At 40.2% G+C, this 18,114-nt stretch carries 15 protein-coding genes and 1 pseudogene; 9 read left to right on the top strand and 7 right to left on the bottom strand.

Features of this window, described 5'->3' with window-relative positions; genetic code table 11:
* Window positions 1-364 precede the first annotated feature (364 nt).
* The 3 genes from PUQ00_RS01845 to PUQ00_RS01835 all read right to left on the bottom strand — a co-directional run bounded on the left by PUQ00_RS01845 (window position 365) and on the right by PUQ00_RS01835 (window position 3,522).
* The gene (locus tag PUQ00_RS01845) at window positions 365-1,387 is read right to left on the bottom strand and encodes a 2-oxoglutarate and iron-dependent oxygenase domain-containing protein (protein ID WP_300412578.1); all 1,023 of its coding nucleotides are present in this window, start codon (window positions 1,385-1,387) and stop codon (window positions 365-367) included.
* Window positions 1,388-1,697: 310 nt separating this feature from the next.
* A complete protein-coding gene (locus PUQ00_RS01840) occupies window positions 1,698-2,363 on the bottom strand; it encodes a glutathione S-transferase family protein (protein ID WP_300412576.1) in 666 nt (221 codons plus the stop codon).
* Window positions 2,364-2,598: 235 nt separating this feature from the next.
* Window positions 2,599-3,522 (bottom strand): LysR family transcriptional regulator, encoded by a 924-nt coding sequence (locus PUQ00_RS01835; RefSeq protein ID WP_300412574.1) that lies wholly within the window; start codon window positions 3,520-3,522, stop codon window positions 2,599-2,601.
* Between the two features lie 1,205 nt (window positions 3,523-4,727).
* Between PUQ00_RS01835 and PUQ00_RS01830 the strand changes: the two genes are divergently transcribed.
* Complete coding sequence (locus tag PUQ00_RS01830; protein WP_300412572.1) at window positions 4,728-6,491, top strand: Rieske (2Fe-2S) protein; 1,764 nt, start codon at window positions 4,728-4,730, stop codon at window positions 6,489-6,491.
* A 92-nt stretch (window positions 6,492-6,583) separates the two neighbouring features.
* A complete protein-coding gene (locus PUQ00_RS01825) occupies window positions 6,584-6,916 on the top strand; it encodes a transposase (RefSeq protein ID WP_300412570.1) in 333 nt (110 codons plus the stop codon).
* A gap of 286 nt (window positions 6,917-7,202) precedes the next feature.
* Here the strand turns inward: PUQ00_RS01825 and PUQ00_RS01820 are convergent, their stop codons facing one another.
* Both PUQ00_RS01820 and PUQ00_RS01815 read right to left on the bottom strand, forming a co-directional pair.
* A complete protein-coding gene (locus PUQ00_RS01820; RefSeq protein WP_300412568.1) occupies window positions 7,203-8,537 on the bottom strand; it encodes a hypothetical protein in 1,335 nt (444 codons plus the stop codon).
* Between the two features lie 216 nt (window positions 8,538-8,753).
* Window positions 8,754-10,265 carry a BamA/TamA family outer membrane protein gene (locus PUQ00_RS01815; protein ID WP_300412566.1) on the bottom strand — a complete coding sequence of 504 codons (1,512 nt, stop codon included), beginning with the start codon at window positions 10,263-10,265 and terminating at the stop codon, window positions 8,754-8,756.
* A 196-nt stretch (window positions 10,266-10,461) separates the two neighbouring features.
* Between PUQ00_RS01815 and PUQ00_RS01810 the strand changes: the two genes are divergently transcribed.
* The 7 genes and pseudogenes from PUQ00_RS01810 to PUQ00_RS01780 all read left to right on the top strand — a co-directional run bounded on the left by PUQ00_RS01810 (window position 10,462) and on the right by PUQ00_RS01780 (window position 15,996).
* Entirely contained in the window at window positions 10,462-10,929 is a 468-nt protein-coding gene (locus tag PUQ00_RS01810; protein WP_300412564.1) for a DUF4870 domain-containing protein, read from the top strand.
* A 242-nt stretch (window positions 10,930-11,171) separates the two neighbouring features.
* Window positions 11,172-12,269 carry a Gfo/Idh/MocA family oxidoreductase gene (locus PUQ00_RS01805; RefSeq protein ID WP_300412562.1) on the top strand — a complete coding sequence of 366 codons (1,098 nt, stop codon included), beginning with the start codon at window positions 11,172-11,174 and terminating at the stop codon, window positions 12,267-12,269.
* 216 nt (window positions 12,270-12,485) lie between these two features.
* Window positions 12,486-13,058 (top strand): hypothetical protein, encoded by a 573-nt coding sequence (locus tag PUQ00_RS01800; RefSeq protein ID WP_300412560.1) that lies wholly within the window; start codon window positions 12,486-12,488, stop codon window positions 13,056-13,058.
* A 21-nt stretch (window positions 13,059-13,079) separates the two neighbouring features.
* Window positions 13,080-13,346: pseudogene (locus PUQ00_RS01795) on the top strand (cupin domain-containing protein); the annotation flags it as partial.
* Window positions 13,326-13,619, top strand: coding sequence for a cupin domain-containing protein (locus PUQ00_RS01790; protein WP_334740451.1), 294 nt, complete (start codon window positions 13,326-13,328; stop codon window positions 13,617-13,619). The pseudogene PUQ00_RS01795 and the gene PUQ00_RS01790, both read left to right, overlap by 21 nt.
* 194 nt (window positions 13,620-13,813) lie before the next feature.
* The gene (locus PUQ00_RS01785) at window positions 13,814-14,119 is read left to right on the top strand and encodes a hypothetical protein (protein WP_300412558.1); all 306 of its coding nucleotides are present in this window, start codon (window positions 13,814-13,816) and stop codon (window positions 14,117-14,119) included.
* Window positions 14,120-14,355: 236 nt separating this feature from the next.
* Window positions 14,356-15,996, top strand: coding sequence for a tetratricopeptide repeat protein (locus tag PUQ00_RS01780; RefSeq protein WP_300412556.1), 1,641 nt, complete (start codon window positions 14,356-14,358; stop codon window positions 15,994-15,996).
* Window positions 15,997-16,112: 116 nt separating this feature from the next.
* Here PUQ00_RS01780 and PUQ00_RS01775 read toward each other — a convergent pair whose 3' ends face one another.
* Complete coding sequence (locus tag PUQ00_RS01775; protein WP_300412554.1) at window positions 16,113-16,796, bottom strand: CAP domain-containing protein; 684 nt, start codon at window positions 16,794-16,796, stop codon at window positions 16,113-16,115.
* 513 nt (window positions 16,797-17,309) lie between these two features.
* The gene (locus PUQ00_RS01770) at window positions 17,310-18,011 is read right to left on the bottom strand and encodes a CAP domain-containing protein (protein ID WP_300412552.1); all 702 of its coding nucleotides are present in this window, start codon (window positions 18,009-18,011) and stop codon (window positions 17,310-17,312) included.
* Window positions 18,012-18,114: the final 103 nt, after the last annotated feature.

Genomic DNA, 18,114 nt, shown 5'->3' with positions numbered 1-18,114 from the left:
AATTTTAGATTTTGAATTTTGAATTTTGGATTGAAGAATAAATCTAAGTTTTTATATCAGGCTTTAACTATGTTCTGTTTTAATCCCTAATAGGGATTTTGATGAATTGCAATGAGCAGTTATAGCATTACAGAATTCGTTTAGGAAGAGTGTCGGGAAAGCTTCAAGGCTGAAACCCACTTTTTGTAAGCATTTCAAAGATTGCGCGGATGAGAATTGGGTGATTAGTGGGGTGAAATGCTTGCTAGGGTTGAGATAGAAACACTTTTTTCGGCTGGGGAATTTGTACACCTACCCTTGGGCGCATTTGACATCCAGGAACCTAACCAGAAGGGGACTCATAAAGAAGAAAAGGCTTCAAACCCTATAATACCGATCGCCGCAATTCGGGAAAAACTTTAGACACCTTACTCAACACATAATCACCATAGGTTCCGCGAAAATCATGAACGTTAGCTTGATCCCAGCGATCGCCTATATGATCATTCGCTACTATATTATCTAATTCAATCGGCTTCACTTCTACATCGAAATTGGGAGCGAAAAAGAAGGGGAACGAAAGGCGATGATTTTGGGACTGGTTCTGTACACGATGAGGTGTAGAACGATACAAACCTGCCGTCATCTTCTCTAACATATCGCCAATGTTGCACACAAAGGAACCGGGAACGGGAGGTGCAGCAACCCAACCTGACTTGGATTTAACTTCTAATCCGCCTGAGTCGTCCTGCTTGAGAATGGTCAGAACGCCATAATCAGTATGTTCACCAACGCCCCATATCGGTTCACCATCTGACGGTGATAAATTAGGAGGATAGTTGAAGATGCGAAACAGCACTAAAGGATCTGAGGTATAACGGTCAGCAAAGTAGGATTCTTCCAATCCCAAACTTAGGGCTATACCAATCATCAGAGTGCGTCCCAAGTTTGTCATCGCCTCCATATATTCAAGCACTGTTTCGCCAAATTGGGGGATGCTGGCGGGGAAGAGGTTGGAACCATGCATAGGAGTACCAGCTTGTACTAGTGGGTGTTCTTCTCCCAGTTGAGCGCCAAAGTAAATACCTTCTTTCAAATCGGGTTTATCGGATGTCAGTTCGCCACCAATAGGGAAATAACCTCGCCATGCAATACCTGCCAAAGCCATGCGGATTTTAAGTTTAGTTTCCAAATCCTGGGCGAAAAACTGGCGGCTGAGTTCTTCGAGTCGTTGCTGCAAATTTTCGTCCACGCCATGTCCGATAATATAGAAAAACCCTGATTCTCGACATGCTTGTTTGATTTGAGAGGCGACCGAATAGTAATCGCCTTTTCCAGAAACTAGTGCCTGAATATCAATAATCGGGACGGATGAAAATGCTTTTTCTATAACTTGCAAGTTTTTCATGTTCAGATTGGTAATATATATTCTTGGCTCCAGACTATTTGTCTCTTCACATCAGTAATCTTCAATAGATTTACTTTGTCGACGATATAATAATCTAAATCTAACTGTCGCACTTCTTCTAAAGCCTGTGAGTATTGAAACCTATTTTTAGTAAACACTCCTAGCGTTAGATGACTGGAGTTTAGACTAAATGGTGAAAAAAAGCGGTCAGCCAAAATTCAAGGGAAGTACCAAATCACTGGGCGAGGCGCATAGTTAGCTTCCGATGTAACACTATGGGTAATAGTGTTATATCTATCTTTTGCGCTAGTCAGCCAGTCGGTTGCTTGCCAGTGAAAACCGCTAATTGAGCGGCGAAAGCACGCTTGAAGGCGGGCCGCGCTTCGCCACGGGCGACATAGGTAGAGAGATTCGGATAATCCTCGAGTATACCCGAGTCTTTCAACCTGAGCAGCACTTCCACCATCATCAGGTCGCCTGCGCTGAATGCGCCATCGAGCCACTCGGCATCTCCAAGGTGACTGGAAAGTTCTAAGAGCCGGTTACGGATGCGACCTTCGACGACACGCAGGCGCTGCTCGTACCAGGCCTCATCACGCTCTAAGTACGTGGCGATTTCCCGATCAACGATTGGCGGCTCCATCGTGTTAAGTGCGGCAAACATCCATGCGATCGCTCGCGCTCGACTATTCACATCGTCTGGCAACAGCCCTGTATGGCGCTCCGCGATATGGAACACTATCGCCCCCGACTCGAACAGAACGAGATCACACTCCTCATAGGTTGGAATTTGCCCGAAAGGATGAAGCGCACGGTGCGCGGGTTGCTTCATCTCACTGAACGAAACAAGACGAACGTTGTAAGGTTGGCCCACTTCTTCGAGCGCCCAGCGAACGCGCATGTCACGCGCCAGTCCCTTGCCGCCATCAGGCGACCGTTCAAAGGCGGTAATGGTGGGTGTCATTGTCAGGGTCATGGTGATTTCTCCTTTCGGTCCAATTTTCTGCTTTGGGTGTGTGTTCTGTCCGGCAAGAACAGCAACTCTAGATATCAGCGTCAAAACTGGCATTAAAAAGCCACGGTCTACACAAATCTCTCTTGAGGCAATTTATGGTATTCATTTTTTCCTAAAGGGGGTCACTGTGCCCGTTCAGGTTTTTTGTACGTTTAGAAATTTTTAAGTGCCTGGAACGACGCTTTTTCTCTTTGTTTCAGAGGTGCTGAGTTTGGGACGCTATTAGCTCACGTAGCCAAATGTGTAGCGGATCGTGATCGCAACGTTCATGCCAAATCTGTAGAAAATTGTAGTTACCAAGTTCAATCGGTGGTTTAAGGATAGCAAGGTTTGTATATTCAGCAAAGAGCATTGCAATTCGACTAGGCAACGTAACAATGAGATCAGTCTGAGCGACTATTAGAGGAGCCGAGAGAAAATGTGGTAACTTCAACATCACTCGACGCTTCACGCCTAAGCCTTCTAACACAGTATCCACAAGGGTTTTAGTCGAACCCGGTATTGCGTTTATAGGCGTAATGAAGGCATGTGGCCAAGCAACATAAGATTCAATTGTAAGATCCATTTGAGTAATGGGATGGTCAGCCCGAACTACAGATACATAATCTTCTACAAATAACTTTTGGAACCTAAACTCCGAAGTTTTTGGTAGATTAGGAACTCCTAAGCCTAGATCAATAACTCCATTTCTCAGTAAATCTAATGTGTCAGAACGCCAATGATGGCATTCCAAATTCAGTTGAGGAGCCTGTTGAGAAATTTGCTTCAAAACCTTTGGAAGAATCAAAACGGTTGCGTAATCTGATGCAGCTAGCTGGATTGTACCTTGTGCTGTTTTAGGTTCAAAACTGCTTGGTTGAATTAACTGCTCAATATTTAACAAAATTTTCTGTAGTGGTTCGAGTAGCTCTTGAGCACGTGGTGTAAGAACCATGCCTTTCTTAGACCGCACAAGTAATGGATCGTTGAACACTTGGCGTAATCGCCCAAGTGCGTTACTGGTAGCTGATTGACTCAAACCAATTTTTTCTCCAGCATTCGTGACGTTACGCTCTTGCAGCAAGGCATATAACACCAGTAAAAGATTAAGATCCAATTGCTGCAAATTTATTTCATGCATAGACATTATTTATTCTATGAATTTGACAAATAATCATGAATTACTTACTATCAGTATGTTTATTAAAAGCAAGGTATAGGATAAAAGTTTGGCAATAATTTGGATCTAAATCAGTAAGCAACCCTTGACTGAAAATCACGGGCTGTGAAGAGGATAAAACTTTTCATGCTTCTCCTATTTTTTTTAGTTAGAGATAATTTATAAAGTAAACCTTAAATTGTCGGGTGCGTTATAGCAACGCTTAACGCACCGAGAAACATGGTGCGTTACGGCTACTTCTCACTCTCTCGAACTCCCAAATCCTTGCATAGCCGTAACACACCCTACTTAATATTTACTTTATAAATAGCCTTTTATTAAGTAAGTCAGCACAAGAAAAACAATCTATGTAAATCAAAGTAAAACAAACTAAAACTCTTGTCCTCTCAGGAGTGGGGGACTTGATGACTCATCTGGGGATTGGGGGAAATGGTGCGTAGGCGTAGCCCGCACTTCGACAAAGCTCAGTGACCATCGTAGACATCGCCTTTTCAACTTCATCATTCCACCTTTGAGCCTCATGGTTCAAGCTTAGAACTCGAAACGCCGAGCTTTTATCTTGGAACTTGATGCTCAGAACTCGAAACGCCGAACTAGGAGGCTGGAAAATCTAAACTTTGCCGAAAAGAAATGACTATTTCATTCAATGATCGCCTCAAGCCTTGATTATGTGCTTGTAGTTAATGCACATGAGCAACGCGATTTTGTGAGGTGCTAAAAATTAGGGGTATAAACCACCTGTTTAATAGTGCCGCAGCTACGCCCGTACTTCTCTACGAGACGCTGCGCGTAGCTTGCTTCCGTCCCGTAGGGAAGTGAGTGGTACGGCAAGCTCAGTGACTGCCGCAGGCATCGCAGCGAGATAGCTATTTTTATTGAGAATCTGCCTATGTAACTGAGAATTCAAACCCGATCTCACAAAATTGCGTTGCTCCCTTAATGCACTGAGGCTTATAGAATTCGCACTGGTTCTAGTCCTAAGTAACGATTTTGCCAATTGTCTTAATGCAGTGGTGTTATGCCTTGTTACATTGTCGTCACCAATCACCTTTTTCGTAAATGCCCTACCAGTTAACAAAAATTACAATTGCATCATTGTCCAAACCGTTAGAAAGTTCGCCAGAGTGCGAGTAGGAGTTTTTACATCACTTTTGTGGAAAACTGAAATGATTGAAAAATTTACAGCCCTAATCCATACAGACAAATACATCCGTGTTGCTAAATTTGTAGATGTTCAAGCAGCAGGTAGTTTGTTGGTTCGCAGCGAAAAACATACCATTGCTCTGTTTTACTCACACAATAAAGTCTATGCAATTGACAACCGTTGTCCTCATATGGGCTTTCCCCTCCACGGAAGCACTTGCAAAAATGGCATTGTGACTTGCCCTTGGCACTATGCCCGTTTCGATCTCGCTAGTGGCGGAACATTTGACTCTTGGGCAGATGATGTTCCCTCCTTTGGTGTGGAAATCCGCGATGGGGAAGTTTGGGTAAATTTAGATCCCCCAGTTAACCTCTATGCCCACCACAGCCAACGTCTTCAGGATGGTTTAGAACAGAATATTTCGTTAGTTATTGCCAAATCAGCGATCGCATTATTAGACATGGGGGTAGATTTTACCGAACCATTTCAGGTGGGACTGGAATTTGGCACACGTTACAACAAAGCAGGCTGGAGTACAGGCTTAACTATCCATACTTGCATGATGAATTTGCTGCCTTATCTAGATGCAGAAGACAAACCCCGCGCCCTTTTTCAAGGACTTTCAGCAGTCGCTAGTGATAGCACTGGAGCGCCGCCCCACTTCGTAGTTCATCCATTGCCCAATTCTACTGTTGACCTCAGTACCCTCAAAAGCTGGTTTTGCCAGTTTATTGAGGTGCGTGATAGTGAAGCAGCAGAGAGATGTTTGGTATCTGCAATTCGGGCGGGAGCTAATTCTGAGCAACTTGCAGACATGCTGTTCACATCAGCTACAGACCACTGTTACATTGATAGCGGTCATGTACTCGACTTCATTAACAAGGCACTGGAAGCCCTGGATGCCGTTGATTGGCAAGGGGCAGAGTCAGTTTTGGCAAGTCTAGTTTCTGGTTTAGCAACTGCTTCCCGCATGGAAGAATCCAATTCCTGGTGTTACCCTCTAGATTTAGCTGGAATTCTGAAATCTGCCTTTGAGCAGTTACCTATGGTTTTGGCAGCAGGACAACCTCGACAAGGAACTTGGTCAGGTGAGGAGGAATTGGTGCCGATTTTGTTAGGGGAAGACCCACAGAAAATTATCAACTCTCTTTTGACTGCTCTGGAAGCTGGTTGTACTGAAGAACAATTGGCAGGTGTAGTTACGTACACAGCAGCACTTCGGGTAGCCCGTTTCCACACTAACAACGATTTTGGCGACTGGAATTCAGCGCACCATCCGTTCACTTTTGCCAATGCGGTGCATCAAGGATTACGACGAGTGCCAACGCTTGAATTACTACGAGGTGTGTTTGATGCTGCTATGAGTGTATATCTGAATCGTTTTTTGAATGTGCCACCAGCAAGACTCCCAGAACCAAAAGACTCTGCTCAAAATCCTGAAGAATTGCTCAACCAACTACCGGATTTATTAAATCGCCAACAACAAGTAAATCAGACAGGTCAGTTAGTGGCTGATTATTTGTATAGTGGCGGCTCTGTTGAGCGACTGATGGCAATGTTGGGTAAGTTGATGCTGCGAGAAAATCGGGAGTTTCATGTGATTCAGGAAATAGAAGCAGCTTTTAGACAATACTCGCTGTTGGGTGAAACTCCTGCTGGTATCCATGTACTAGTTGCTGCTGCTCGTTATTTAGCAGCACACGCACCCACAATGCGATCGCAAGGGCAAACCTATCAAATTGCAGATCGGTTGCATAAAGGCGATCGCCTGTTTGAAGAATCGTAATTTAGCTAATCTTGGGAGACTTAATAATTGCTGCGATCGCCTGATACAGGATATTTGTGCGATCGCGGCAATTTCTGCCTTGTGACTAAGGCGTGTCATCAAATAGGTATCATGCTAAGAGAGAAGCCATCGGTCGCGGTAAAGGTGGACTAAGTACGAAAATTCACGCCTTGGTCGATGCCTTGGGTAATCTAACTGGCTTTCATTTGACTCAAGGACGAGCATGTGATCTTGATGGAGCCGAGGTGTTACTCGAAGACCTTGCAGCCGATACACTGATTGCAGACAAAGGATACGATGCTGATGAGCGCGTAATTGAACGACTTGAACAGCATAGCAAAACGGTGGTAATTCCGCCCAAACACAATCGCATTCTCCAACGTGAATATGACAAAGATTTATACAAAGCACGACAACGGAAGTGAGAATTTTTTTGCCCAACTCAAACAATATCGAGCGATCGCCTATATGATCATTCGCTACTATATTATCTAATTCAATCGGCTTCACTTATACATCGAAATAACGAACCGCAGAGGCGCAGAGTATACAAAGACAAGTCAGAGCGGCGGCTTCCGCCGTTAGCGTAGCGGTAGCGAGTCCGCGAGCGTCTCTGAACTTCTCCCAAGGGGAGACGCTGCGCTAACGGTAGAAATCAGAGTTTCAGAGATATTTTGCGTAAGTCCTATTCTGGACAAAAAACCTCAGAAATCAAACTTTTTCCAAAGCCTTCTTGTTTCTCGTAGCATACTCCTTTTTCAGCATTGGTAGAGCAGCAAGGATTACACCTATACCAAAGATAGTAGACGGTTCAGGAATGGAGGAAGAAGATGTATTAATACGTTGAGCAAAGATACCTGCTTGCGTACCTTGTGTTTGCCAAGCGATGACAAATTCTCCTAAATCATTATTAGCAATATTAGCAATAACTGACGACTTAATTCCTGAAGCAATAGTGAAGCGATCGCCGATTATATTGCCTGATGTACCTATAAACTGCCCAATTAAGCCAGAGTCGCTTGTCCATGCAACTAAATAAACTTGTAATGTTTTATTAAAAGTAACAGAAAAGTTATCGTAAGTGAAATTTCTATCTAAAATAATATCACTGCCAATTGGTCTTCCATTCTCATCAAGAAAGTGACCACGGATTTGTGTATCATTCGCAAGTCCATAAACAACAAGGAATTTTTGACTAATAGGGTCAAAACTTGTTCTGATGGGTATTAGAGGCGTTGTACCTGATTTAAAATCTGGCGGCGGTACAATTTCAAATTGTTTGCTTATCAGTCCACTGTCTGCATTAATAAAACGACCTTGTAACGTATAGTTGCTCCCGAAAGAACTTCCTTGATCCCGCCAGGTTGCTAAATATCGGTTGTGAACACTATCCAATGCAACCTGCCCATTGGGGCCGCTTTCATTAGAAGTATCAAGACGAATGTTAGAATTAATTAAGGTTCCATCCGATTTAATTCGCTGCCCCAAGATTATGTTAGATGGATAGATGCTATCTGGGTCGAAGGCTCTAGCTGTCTGCAAATATTTGTTAACTTGAGGATTATAAAGTAGACTAATTTCTTGCGCTGCACTACTGATTAAAAAATTGTCTCCAATCAACTCGCTATCTGCTGTTATTAGTTGACCAACAGAGCTATTATAAGGAAAAATTGGGTTTCCTTGAACTCCAAAACTCACTAAGTATTGATTATCAGTACTGTTATAAGCAATAACTGGCCCAAAAATAACACTTAACTTTCGAGGAAATAAGTTGATGTTTCCCTCAATTAAAGAACCTGTAGTCGTGAACCTCTGTGATGTCAAAGTTTGGAAGCCCATTGTTACATTTTTCCATACAGCTATGTACTCTTGATCAACACTGTTGTATGCTAAGGATGGTTCAGAAGCGTATGAACTTGTCCCTTCTGATAGTTTAATAGGATTGCCAATTAGCACTGCATATGCAGAGTTAATTCCTATCGTTGTCAAAGCCAAGACAGTGGGAAAAATAACAAATTTAATTTTTTTGAAAATTTTTCTATTCATGTCACTTCTGAATGTTTGAAAAGTTAGCAGATAGTGCAAAATTATCTAATTCAATCGGTTTCACTTCTAGATCGAAATTGGGAGCGAAAGGCGATGATTTTGCGACTGGTTATGTAGACGATGAGAAGATTTAAACGTAAAGGAACGCAGAGGTTAACGCATAGGCGCTTCGCCTTCCCGCAGGGTAGGAACGCAGAGTAAAAACTACAGTTGGGATTAAAATCGCTGACCTGTGGTAACTTCAAATCTAACTTCTCCTTGGTCGCTAATTCCTAAGTCGCCTCGAATCAGCCCAAAGGATGAGTTGACTCGTAATCCTAAGCCGTAACCAAAGCCACTTCCAGGTTTGTCTCGCAGCACTCCTGGTTCTCCTAGCACGGTGTCGCTAGATCCGAAATCTGAGGCGAAGTCAGTAAAGAAAACTCCTCCTATTGACTGGAAAATTGGGAAACGATATTCCACCGAAGCTAAACCATAACTCCGACCACTGGCAACTTTTCCATAACCGTAACCTCTGACAGAATCTAGCCCACCAATATTAAAGGCATCAGCTGGGGGAAAATCTCCAATAGTCGTACCAATTTGTAAATTAATCGCCAACATTTCGGGATTATTGGTTGGTTTACCTTTACCTATCCAACTGACTGGTAAATACTGAATATAATCTCCGCGTAGGCGGTTGCTGGAAATATTGCCTAGTCCAATGGGAATCGCTTGTTCTGTGCTGAGGGTGAGGATTGATCCTTGAGTCGGATTGTCTTTGCGATCGCGTTGATCTCTGGATACAGCAAATGATACTGTAAATAGGTCATCAATGCCAGTACCGCTCACAGATAGAGGACTCCCTAAGCTATCGACCTGGGCAACGTTATATTCGTGATCGCGTAGGCTAATTCTGGTATAGTTGAGTGCCACTGATGTATCCCAGTCATCAAAAGCTCCTAAAACTGCCACAGAACCGCCAAATCTTCCCTCACGCACTTTGTCGCCGTTAGCTAATCTGATATCTTCGTTGAAGGTTCCCGATATATCTCGACGACGAAAAGCTCTAATGCTATAGCCTAAGCGGTTTGGTTCTTCACGACGATAAGGGCTAGTGAATTGACCATTAAACTGGACATCTTTAGTGCTTATCTGCACAATTGTATCTAATTTATCGTTAAGACCACTGATATTTGCATCTTTATAACCCACCCGACCGTATAGCCCAACATCATCGTTATTACCGCCTCCTAAGATTAGAGAAGGGAAGCTACGCTCTGTGATTTCATAGATGATATTAATGTTGGAGGTATCTTCTTCTCGGTAAACATTGACTTGATTAAATGACTCTAATCTCCTCAATCGTTGCAAGTCTGCTTCAAGTAAATCTTCACGAAATACCTGACCAGGTTTGAGTCTCAGCAGACCCATGATAAAATCTTTCTGAGTACGTCCTTTGATCGGCTGACCTTTATCATCGTGCAATTCACCTTTTTGATTAATAAAACGAATCTGGATATCTTTTACAACTTTCTGAGAAAATTCCATCGCCTGGGTATCTACTGAAGTCGCTCGTACATAATCACCATATTTGGCATACTCTCCCTCTATCGGGATCGTAGCTTCCGGTGTCACAATACCACTAGGGCTATCCTGAGTAGAAGATTGCAAGTCTGCAAGCGCCTGCCGATTTTCCATACCCACTAAGATTACTGCGATCGCAACTACAGTTATTTGAACTAGCATATTGAAAATCCGTTAGTCTTATTAAGCTTACGACATAGAAGTTGCTTTAGACCCAGGAAAAGGCATAGTCTGGGAAATAGAACCAATCCGCGAAAATTATGAGCGAGAAATACTCAGATTTAAGCTCTTGTTTGGCTTTTTTATAGATAATTACAGTGAAGAATTATTTGTTAAATCCACTTACATATAAAAAGCAATGAGAGAAAAACCTAAACAACAAATGCGTATCTGGGGAATGTTGTGTCATTTTTCGGCTTTATTAGGATGGATGTTATTGTGTTTTTTGGTACTTATTGGCATCCCTTTATATTTACCTTTAAATCTATTGGCTCCACTGATGATTTGGCGATTTAAAAAAGCACAATATCCCTGGATTGATTTCCAAGGAAAGGAATCCTTGAATTTTCAAATTACTTGGACATTATATACCTTAATTGTCATGGCAATCTCCTTATTTGTGGTATTAACTAGTTTTAGTTGGGCAGTGAGTGCTAATAGTTCAGTTAATCAAGTAGAAATAACTCTAGACAGTTTACTAGTTGTGTTCATGTTATTAATATTATTCATTTTAATAGTACAATCATTTGTAGTGACTTTTGCCGCAATCAAAGCTTATAATGGTGAGCATTATCGTTATCCTTGGACAATTAGAATTCTCCGATAAAAAATGATTAAGCCTCTGTTGTTTAACACTTCCAATTTTCAAGAAAGACTAAAGTTTTACATCTTTATCGCTCCCTCTATGGGCTGTTGGCATGATTAAATCTTAAAAGTTGCCTTTTGAGCTAAGATTTTTTTAGATTTACATGATTGCATGATCAAGCAAAAATTAAATGCTATAAAATAAGATGAACAAGTCATATTAAGCAAATAGTAAGTTGTATAATTATAGGAGTAAATAATGATATGATTGGGATTGCGATCGCCGGCACTGGATTTGGTCAAAAAGTCCACATCCCTGGATTCCAAGCACATCCTCAAACTGAGATAGTTGCTGTTTATCACCGAGATATAAATAAAGCCAAAGCCATAGCAGAATCCCATCATATCCCGCACGCTTACGACTCACTTACAGATATTGTGGCATTACCAGCAGTGCAAGCAGTTAGCATTTCTACGCCGCCATTTTTGCACTATGAAATGGCAAAAACCGTATTGCAAGCTGGGAAACATTTATTACTAGAAAAACCGACAACCTTAAATGCAATTGAAGCTAAAGAACTTTATCAGCTAGCTAAAGAAAAAGGCGTGATTGCGACTATAGATTTTGAATTTCGTTTTGTACCAGCATGGCAGTTATTTGCTGAATTATTGTCAGAAGACTATGTGGGTAAGTTGCGCTTAATTAAAATTGATTGGTTAGGTTCTTCTCGTGCTGATACTTCACGCCCTTGGAATTGGTATTCTGACAAGGATAAAGGAGGCGGTGCATTGGGGTCGTTGGGTTCCCACGCCTTCGATTACATTCACTGGTTATTCGGGCCAGTCCGCAGATTAAGCGCCTATTTAACTACTGCTATTCCCACACGAGTTGACTCTGTTAGTGGGGAATCTAAGCCAGTAGATACAGATGACAACTGTATATTAACACTGGAATTAGCGGATGGCACACCTTGCAAACTTTCTATCAGTGCGGTTGTTCATGCACCAAGAACCCATTGGGTAGAAGTATATGGCGATCGCGGTACATTAATTCTGGGCAGTGAAAATCAAAAAGATTATATACATGGTTTTCGTGTTTGGGGTTCCCAGCCAGGTAAACCTTTAACGGAAATAGAAATACCGAATCGGTTAATTTTTCCGAAGAATTATGCGGATGGGCGCATTTGTGCATTTATCCGCGTAGTAGACCAATGGGTGCAAGGAATTGACCGCAATCAGGAAATTACACCATCGCTGCGAGAAGGAATTTATTCTCAGTTGTTGATGGATTTATCCCATGAATCTCATAAAAAAGCAAGTTGGGTAAATGTACCGAGTTTGGAAGTTTATCTTGAAAGCTAGTAGTCAAAAAGGAGTTAGGAGTGCGGTGTGATATTTAAAGTCGTTCCCCAGTAACTGTTTACGGGATAATACGGACAATCGCTTGCTTTTATTTATTTTTTCCACTACTATATCAGTAATAACCTAATACCTCTTCAGATAGATATCTTGAAGTAGATATTGACTTTAGCGCGGTTTTAATAGTCGGAAAAATCAAGTATATTATAAATATCAGTAATGTCAAATCAACTCAGAATTTCAAAAGAATGGGAAGAAGCAATTATAGATTGGATAATTGCTGAAATTAGAGAGAAAAATTTTGTTACAGAGAATACAGGTATATTACAATTGAGTGCTGAGTATTCAGGTGTACTAGCAGTTCACTTGTCACACAAATTGTCGAGGAGAGGGAAACCTTTACCAATTGAGGTGATTAAAATACCTCTTGTCAGTGAATTTAAATTAGAAATTAGTCAAGATATATTAGATAGATATTCGAGGCTAATTATTGCAGATAGCGGTTGTATGAGTGGTAACAATTTTAAGAATGTGTGTAACATTCTTTTAGATTATGGTTTTAAGCGTGAATCGCTTTTGTTTGTTTGCTGTGCTTGCAACACTGACTCTATATTTAAGCCTGATATTTGTCCGGTCTATTTTCCTTTAAAACGCTTGATGTTACAGTTCGACTGGGAGTGTAAAACAAATATCTGGGATGAGAATACAAAATTTGATCAACAAGAGAGATATGAATTACCAGTAAAACAAATGCTCTTTTCAAGCAATAGTACAAATGGTACTAAGGAATAGTTGTGTATGAGAATAATAGGTATGGATATTAAAGTTGAGCATCAACCTACTCAAACAAAACTTAATAATTTAGATGTGTATAAATGGCCTATTTGGATGAAAGAGCCATCAAAGTTCCCAGCATTTTATGAAGTAGCTGAAATGTGCTATTTCCTAGAAGGAGAGGTAATCGTGACTCCAGATTCAGGTGAGCCAGTAAGGATTGTCGCAGGTGACTTAGTAACTTTTGGTGCTAGTTTATCTTGTACTTGGGATGTAAAAAGTGACATCAAAAAGCATTACTGCTATGCAATTCAAGTTAATCAAACACCAAGCGAAGAAGAACTCAAAGATTTAGATATTTTTAACTATCCTATTTGGACAAAAGAAGTATCAGACATAGCACAAGTCTACGATGCAGATAAACTTTGTTACTTTCTTGAAGGCGAAGTTTTGGTAAATCCTATCTGGGGAGAGCCAGTCCATATTAAAAAAGGGGATTTGGTTACATTTCATGCTGGTGTATCTTCCACTTGGCAAGTGAAAAGTGATGTAAAAATCCACTATTGCTACCCTGATTAGGCATAGCCGCACCTTCAAAACTAATGTAAATCTTCCCAACGACTCTACGAAAAAGGTTATTAGCGTCAAGATATGATCAACCTGTTTCGGTTTATCGATTAGACATCTGGTGAAATTAAATATGCGTTATCTAGAACCCTTGTAGAGACGCGAAATTTCGCGTCTCTACATTTTTTTTCGGAGATGTCTATTGCATGATGAAATTACCTGAAGAATTAGAGAACAGTTTTTGGCAAGAAGTAACTCAATATGAGGAGGAAAAGAAAATGCTGTATATTACCAGCGTAGAAAGAAGGGGTATTCAACAAGGTATTAAATTGGGGAAGAGAGAAGGACTCTTTGAAGGTATTGAAATGGGTTTGGAATTAAAGTTTGGCAGCGAAGGACTAAATATATTACCAGAAATTCTCCAAATACAGAACGTAAAGAGATTAAGGGCTATTCTGACCAGTATCAAAACTGTGAATTCTCTAGAAGAACTCCGGCAAATCTATCAATAATTTACTACTTATACTCGACTCTAAAAAGCTGCGATGTCTGAGACAGGGTGCTATATCTTAATACACTCCCTTTAATCCAATCTCATTCTTTGCCAATTTTGATATATTAAATTAAATTAAGAATTATTGCAAAATAGTAAACAATTTTTGGGAATATCACCCAAGCTAATTAAAAGGTTTACGCCGAATGGATATTTTAATAGAATAATCTCATCAAAAGATTCGCAGAAACATAAATGGACTGGATTACACTACTGCGATCGCTACAGTCTGATTTTATTAAAAGGTTAACATCTGGTTGTCTGCTTCATTGTGAAACAGAAGGTCAATATAGTGAATTAACTATAATCTCTGGAGAAAGGTTAAAGGCACTACGGGAATTTTGCTGGGTGATGGCTGAGAAATATAAGCGTGTTTCGCCAGTGCGTGATGTTTTTATTAGCTATCTCAAAGGGAAATTGGGTGAGGAAGTTGTCAAAGAACGTTTAGCTGATTTTATTACCGAAGTCGATTATGAAAAGCGATTTGGCGGCGATGGCAATATAGATTTTACCTTGACTTCTGACCCATCTATTGGTATTGAGGTTAAATCTCGTCACGGTAGTATTGATAGAGTTAGATGGTCAATTAGTTCTGAAGAGGTGGAAAAAAATGCAGTTGTAGTTTGCATTTTGATTCAAGAGGATGTGAGTGAAGCACAATCTGAGTATCACCTTTTCTTGGCTGGCTTTCTCCCAACTCGGATGATTAAGTTGAAAACTGGTAAAATTTCCTTTGGGATAGAACAATTACTGTATGGTGGTGGTTTATGGTGCTATTTAGAACAGTTACAATCTTCTCTGAATAATTCTTATAAGCAACAACCACCAATTTATAAATACCTTCCGAAACAGGAAATTTCATCTAAGACAACTACTAATCAATTGATAAAATCTTCTTTTCAACCTGAATTAGAGAACTTTCACCAATATCGTAACGAAGATTTAAATATACTTTATGTAAAATTGGGTGATGAATGTTTTGAAAAAGGAGAATATACAAATGCAATAACCAACTATAATCAAGCTTTAAAATTTAAATCTAGCAGTGTTGATTTATTATATTATAAACGAGGTTTGGCTTACTATAAAATAGGAGATTATGAAGCTGCGATCGCAGATTATTCTCAGGCAATCCAGATGAATCTTCATGATGCTAAATCTTACAATAAGCGAGGTTTAGCTCTGTCTCAACTGGGGCGATTAGAAGAAGCAATTAATGATTATACCCAGGCGATCAGAATTAATCCTAATGTTGCCGTAGCTTATAAAAACCGGGCTGAAGCTCGTTCTCACATAGGAGATAATCAAGGAGCAATTGAAGATTATACACAGGCTATTAAAATTAATCCCCATTATGCTGATGCTTATAAAAACCGTGGGATTGCTCGTTATTTATTAGGCTCTCAACCGGCATTTCCCCAAGCAATCAAGATTAATCCTAAAGATGCCATAGCTTATAAAAAACGTGGTAATGCTCGTTCAGATTTAGGAGATTTGGAAGGAGCAATTGAAGATTATACTCAATCAATACAGATTAATCCTAATTATGTAGATGCTTATTACAACCGTGGTAATGCTCGTTCAGATTTAGGAGATTTGGAAGGAGCAATTGAAGATTATACTCAAGCAATACAGATTAATTACAATTATGCAGATGCTTATTACAATCGTGGCAATATTCGTTTAGAAATAGCAGATAAACAGGGAGCAATTGAAGATTTTCAAAAAGCGGCAGACATCTATCGTCAAGAAGGTAAGCTAGAAGCACTCAAAGATACACGAGAAAGAATATTAGATTTAGAAATAGAAGAATCATTAGACGTTTTAAACTTCTAGAAAATCGATGAATTCGGTTGAAGAAGAATCCAGAATTCAGAATCAAGAAGCAATAGGCTTGGTGTTAAGGCTAAAACTCCTTGTGAAAGTCAATTTTTTTTAACGTAGACACCAAATTATTTTTCCCTATACCCCCCAGCGTAGTCAATTACACAAATTGTCCTATATAATTTGTGAGTTCCATAAGCAACACCAGACACTTTAAAAGCACCATTAAAAATGTTTTTTCTATGACCGCGATCGGGCACACCATCATCAATAATTAACTGCATGACGATATCTTGGGCAGTGTTTGGGCCATAACTGATATTTTCCCCTGCGGTTGTTTGCCATCTACCGTAACGGTTAATGCGAGTAAAGGGATCGCTACCATCGCTACCATCATGACCTGTAGCACCTTTTGAGCCTTGGTCTTTAACATGGTCTTTTGCTCCTAAAGACATACCTTTAGATGCACTCAACGCTCCCACAGAACGTGCTGACTTCAGAAATGCGATCGCTTCATCGACTGCGTTGACTCCTTCTTGAGTTCGCAAATACGTATTATTAGAAATTTTGACTCGGTTCCCCTGAAAGCGGTTTCTATAGTTTTCCAAAATCGGGAGGTATGCCTTGGGATTTGTTCGTACTTTATTTGTTTCAATAATTACCTGTTGTTCCAGCGATGAAAGGTAACTCGCCTTTGTTAATAAAGTCGGACTGGCTGGTTGAACTACTGCTGGGTTAGATTGAAACACTTGATTTGAGCAGCCGAATATCAGGGAAAGTGGCAAAAATACCCAAAATCTAATGCGATGCATTAATTACCTCACAATTTTTCTATGGATTAATTTAGTGAATTAGAAGAAATAATAATTTTCAACACACACGAAAGTTTATAGACGCTTCTTTATTCATAATTTTAGAAGCGGCTTTTTATCATACATTAGAACTTCGATCAGTCCCCTAAAAAGCAATACAGTTCAGTTAAGCATTTCTTCCTTCTCTTTGCGTCCTTTGCGGTACCTTACGGGAAGCCGCTTCTCTACGAGAGGCTGCGCCAACGCCTCTACGTTAAAAAATTGACTTTGACAAAGAGTTTTAGCCTTAACCCAAGCATATTGCCCTAAGAAGAATAGAAATAAGTTCATCAAGAGTATAGATAACGCTGTTATTGTCTTTGTTCCTTGAGTGTTAAAAAACATTACTAAATACCTGTTGTAATCTAGTTAACACTGGAACGTAAAGCACAAAAAAAATTTTAATTTATTCTGCCTGATTTTAAGTAAAATAATTCAAAACCTTCAGTATTTGTAGCTACTCCCCAACTCCAATTATTTTTCCCTATACCCCCCAGCGTATTCAATTACACAAATTGTTCTATATACTTTGTGAGTTCCATAAGCAACACCAGACACTTTAAAAGCGCCGTTAAAAATGTTTTTTCTATGACTGCGATCGGGCACACTATCATCAATAATTAATTGCATGACGATATCTTGAGCAGTGTTAAAGCCATAAATGATATTTTCACCTGCGGTTGTTTCCCATCTACCATAACGGTTGATGCGAGTGGAGAAGTTGCTACCATCGCTACCATCATGACCTGTAGCACCTTTTGACCCTTGGTCTTTAACATGGTCTTTTGCGCCTAAAGACATACCTTTAGATACACTCAACGTCGCTACAGGACGTGCTGATTTTAAAAATGTGATCGCCTCATCGACTGCTTTAACTCCTTCTTGAGTTTGCCAATAAGTATTATTAGAAATGTTGACTAGGTTTCCCTCAAAGCGCTTTCTATAGTTTTCTAAAATCGGGAGATATGACTGGGGATTTGTTCGTACCTTATTTGTTTCAACAATTACCTCTTGTTCTAACGATGAAAGGTAACTCACTTTTGATAAAGTCGGACTAGTTTGTGGAACTACTGCTGGGTTAGAGTATGCTACAGACCGGTTAGATTGAAACAGTTGGTCTGAGCAGCCAAATATCAACCCAATTGGCAAAAACACCCAAAATTTAAGGCGACGCATTCATTACCTCACAATTTGTCTATGGATTAATAGTTTGAGTGAATTAGACAAAATAAATCTGCAAATGCTTATGTAGTATATTGTAACCTCGACAACACTAAAA

The organism is Nostoc sp. S13 (assembly GCF_029379315.1).
Lineage (GTDB): Bacteria > Cyanobacteriota > Cyanobacteriia > Cyanobacteriales > Nostocaceae > Nostoc.
This window is presented reverse-complemented; position numbering and strand designations above follow the sequence as displayed.

Coding starts and splice junctions, on each gene's coding strand:
- PUQ00_RS01770 (WP_300412552.1), bottom strand. CDS start 18,011: ATGCGTCGCCTTAAATTTTGGGTGTTTTTGCCAATTGGGTTGATATTT.
- PUQ00_RS01835 (WP_300412574.1), bottom strand. CDS start 3,522: ATGCATGAAATAAATTTGCAGCAATTGGATCTTAATCTTTTACTGGTG.
- PUQ00_RS01815 (WP_300412566.1), bottom strand. CDS start 10,265: ATGCTAGTTCAAATAACTGTAGTTGCGATCGCAGTAATCTTAGTGGGT.
- PUQ00_RS01840 (WP_300412576.1), bottom strand. CDS start 2,363: ATGACCCTGACAATGACACCCACCATTACCGCCTTTGAACGGTCGCCT.
- PUQ00_RS01805 (WP_300412562.1), top strand. CDS start 11,172: ATGATTGGGATTGCGATCGCCGGCACTGGATTTGGTCAAAAAGTCCAC.
- PUQ00_RS01785 (WP_300412558.1), top strand. CDS start 13,814: ATGATGAAATTACCTGAAGAATTAGAGAACAGTTTTTGGCAAGAAGTA.
- PUQ00_RS01845 (WP_300412578.1), bottom strand. CDS start 1,387: ATGAAAAACTTGCAAGTTATAGAAAAAGCATTTTCATCCGTCCCGATT.
- PUQ00_RS01780 (WP_300412556.1), top strand. CDS start 14,356: ATGGACTGGATTACACTACTGCGATCGCTACAGTCTGATTTTATTAAA.
- PUQ00_RS01820 (WP_300412568.1), bottom strand. CDS start 8,537: ATGAATAGAAAAATTTTCAAAAAAATTAAATTTGTTATTTTTCCCACT.
- PUQ00_RS01775 (WP_300412554.1), bottom strand. CDS start 16,796: ATGCATCGCATTAGATTTTGGGTATTTTTGCCACTTTCCCTGATATTC.
- PUQ00_RS01830 (WP_300412572.1), top strand. CDS start 4,728: ATGATTGAAAAATTTACAGCCCTAATCCATACAGACAAATACATCCGT.
- PUQ00_RS01800 (WP_300412560.1), top strand. CDS start 12,486: ATGTCAAATCAACTCAGAATTTCAAAAGAATGGGAAGAAGCAATTATA.
- PUQ00_RS01810 (WP_300412564.1), top strand. CDS start 10,462: ATGAGAGAAAAACCTAAACAACAAATGCGTATCTGGGGAATGTTGTGT.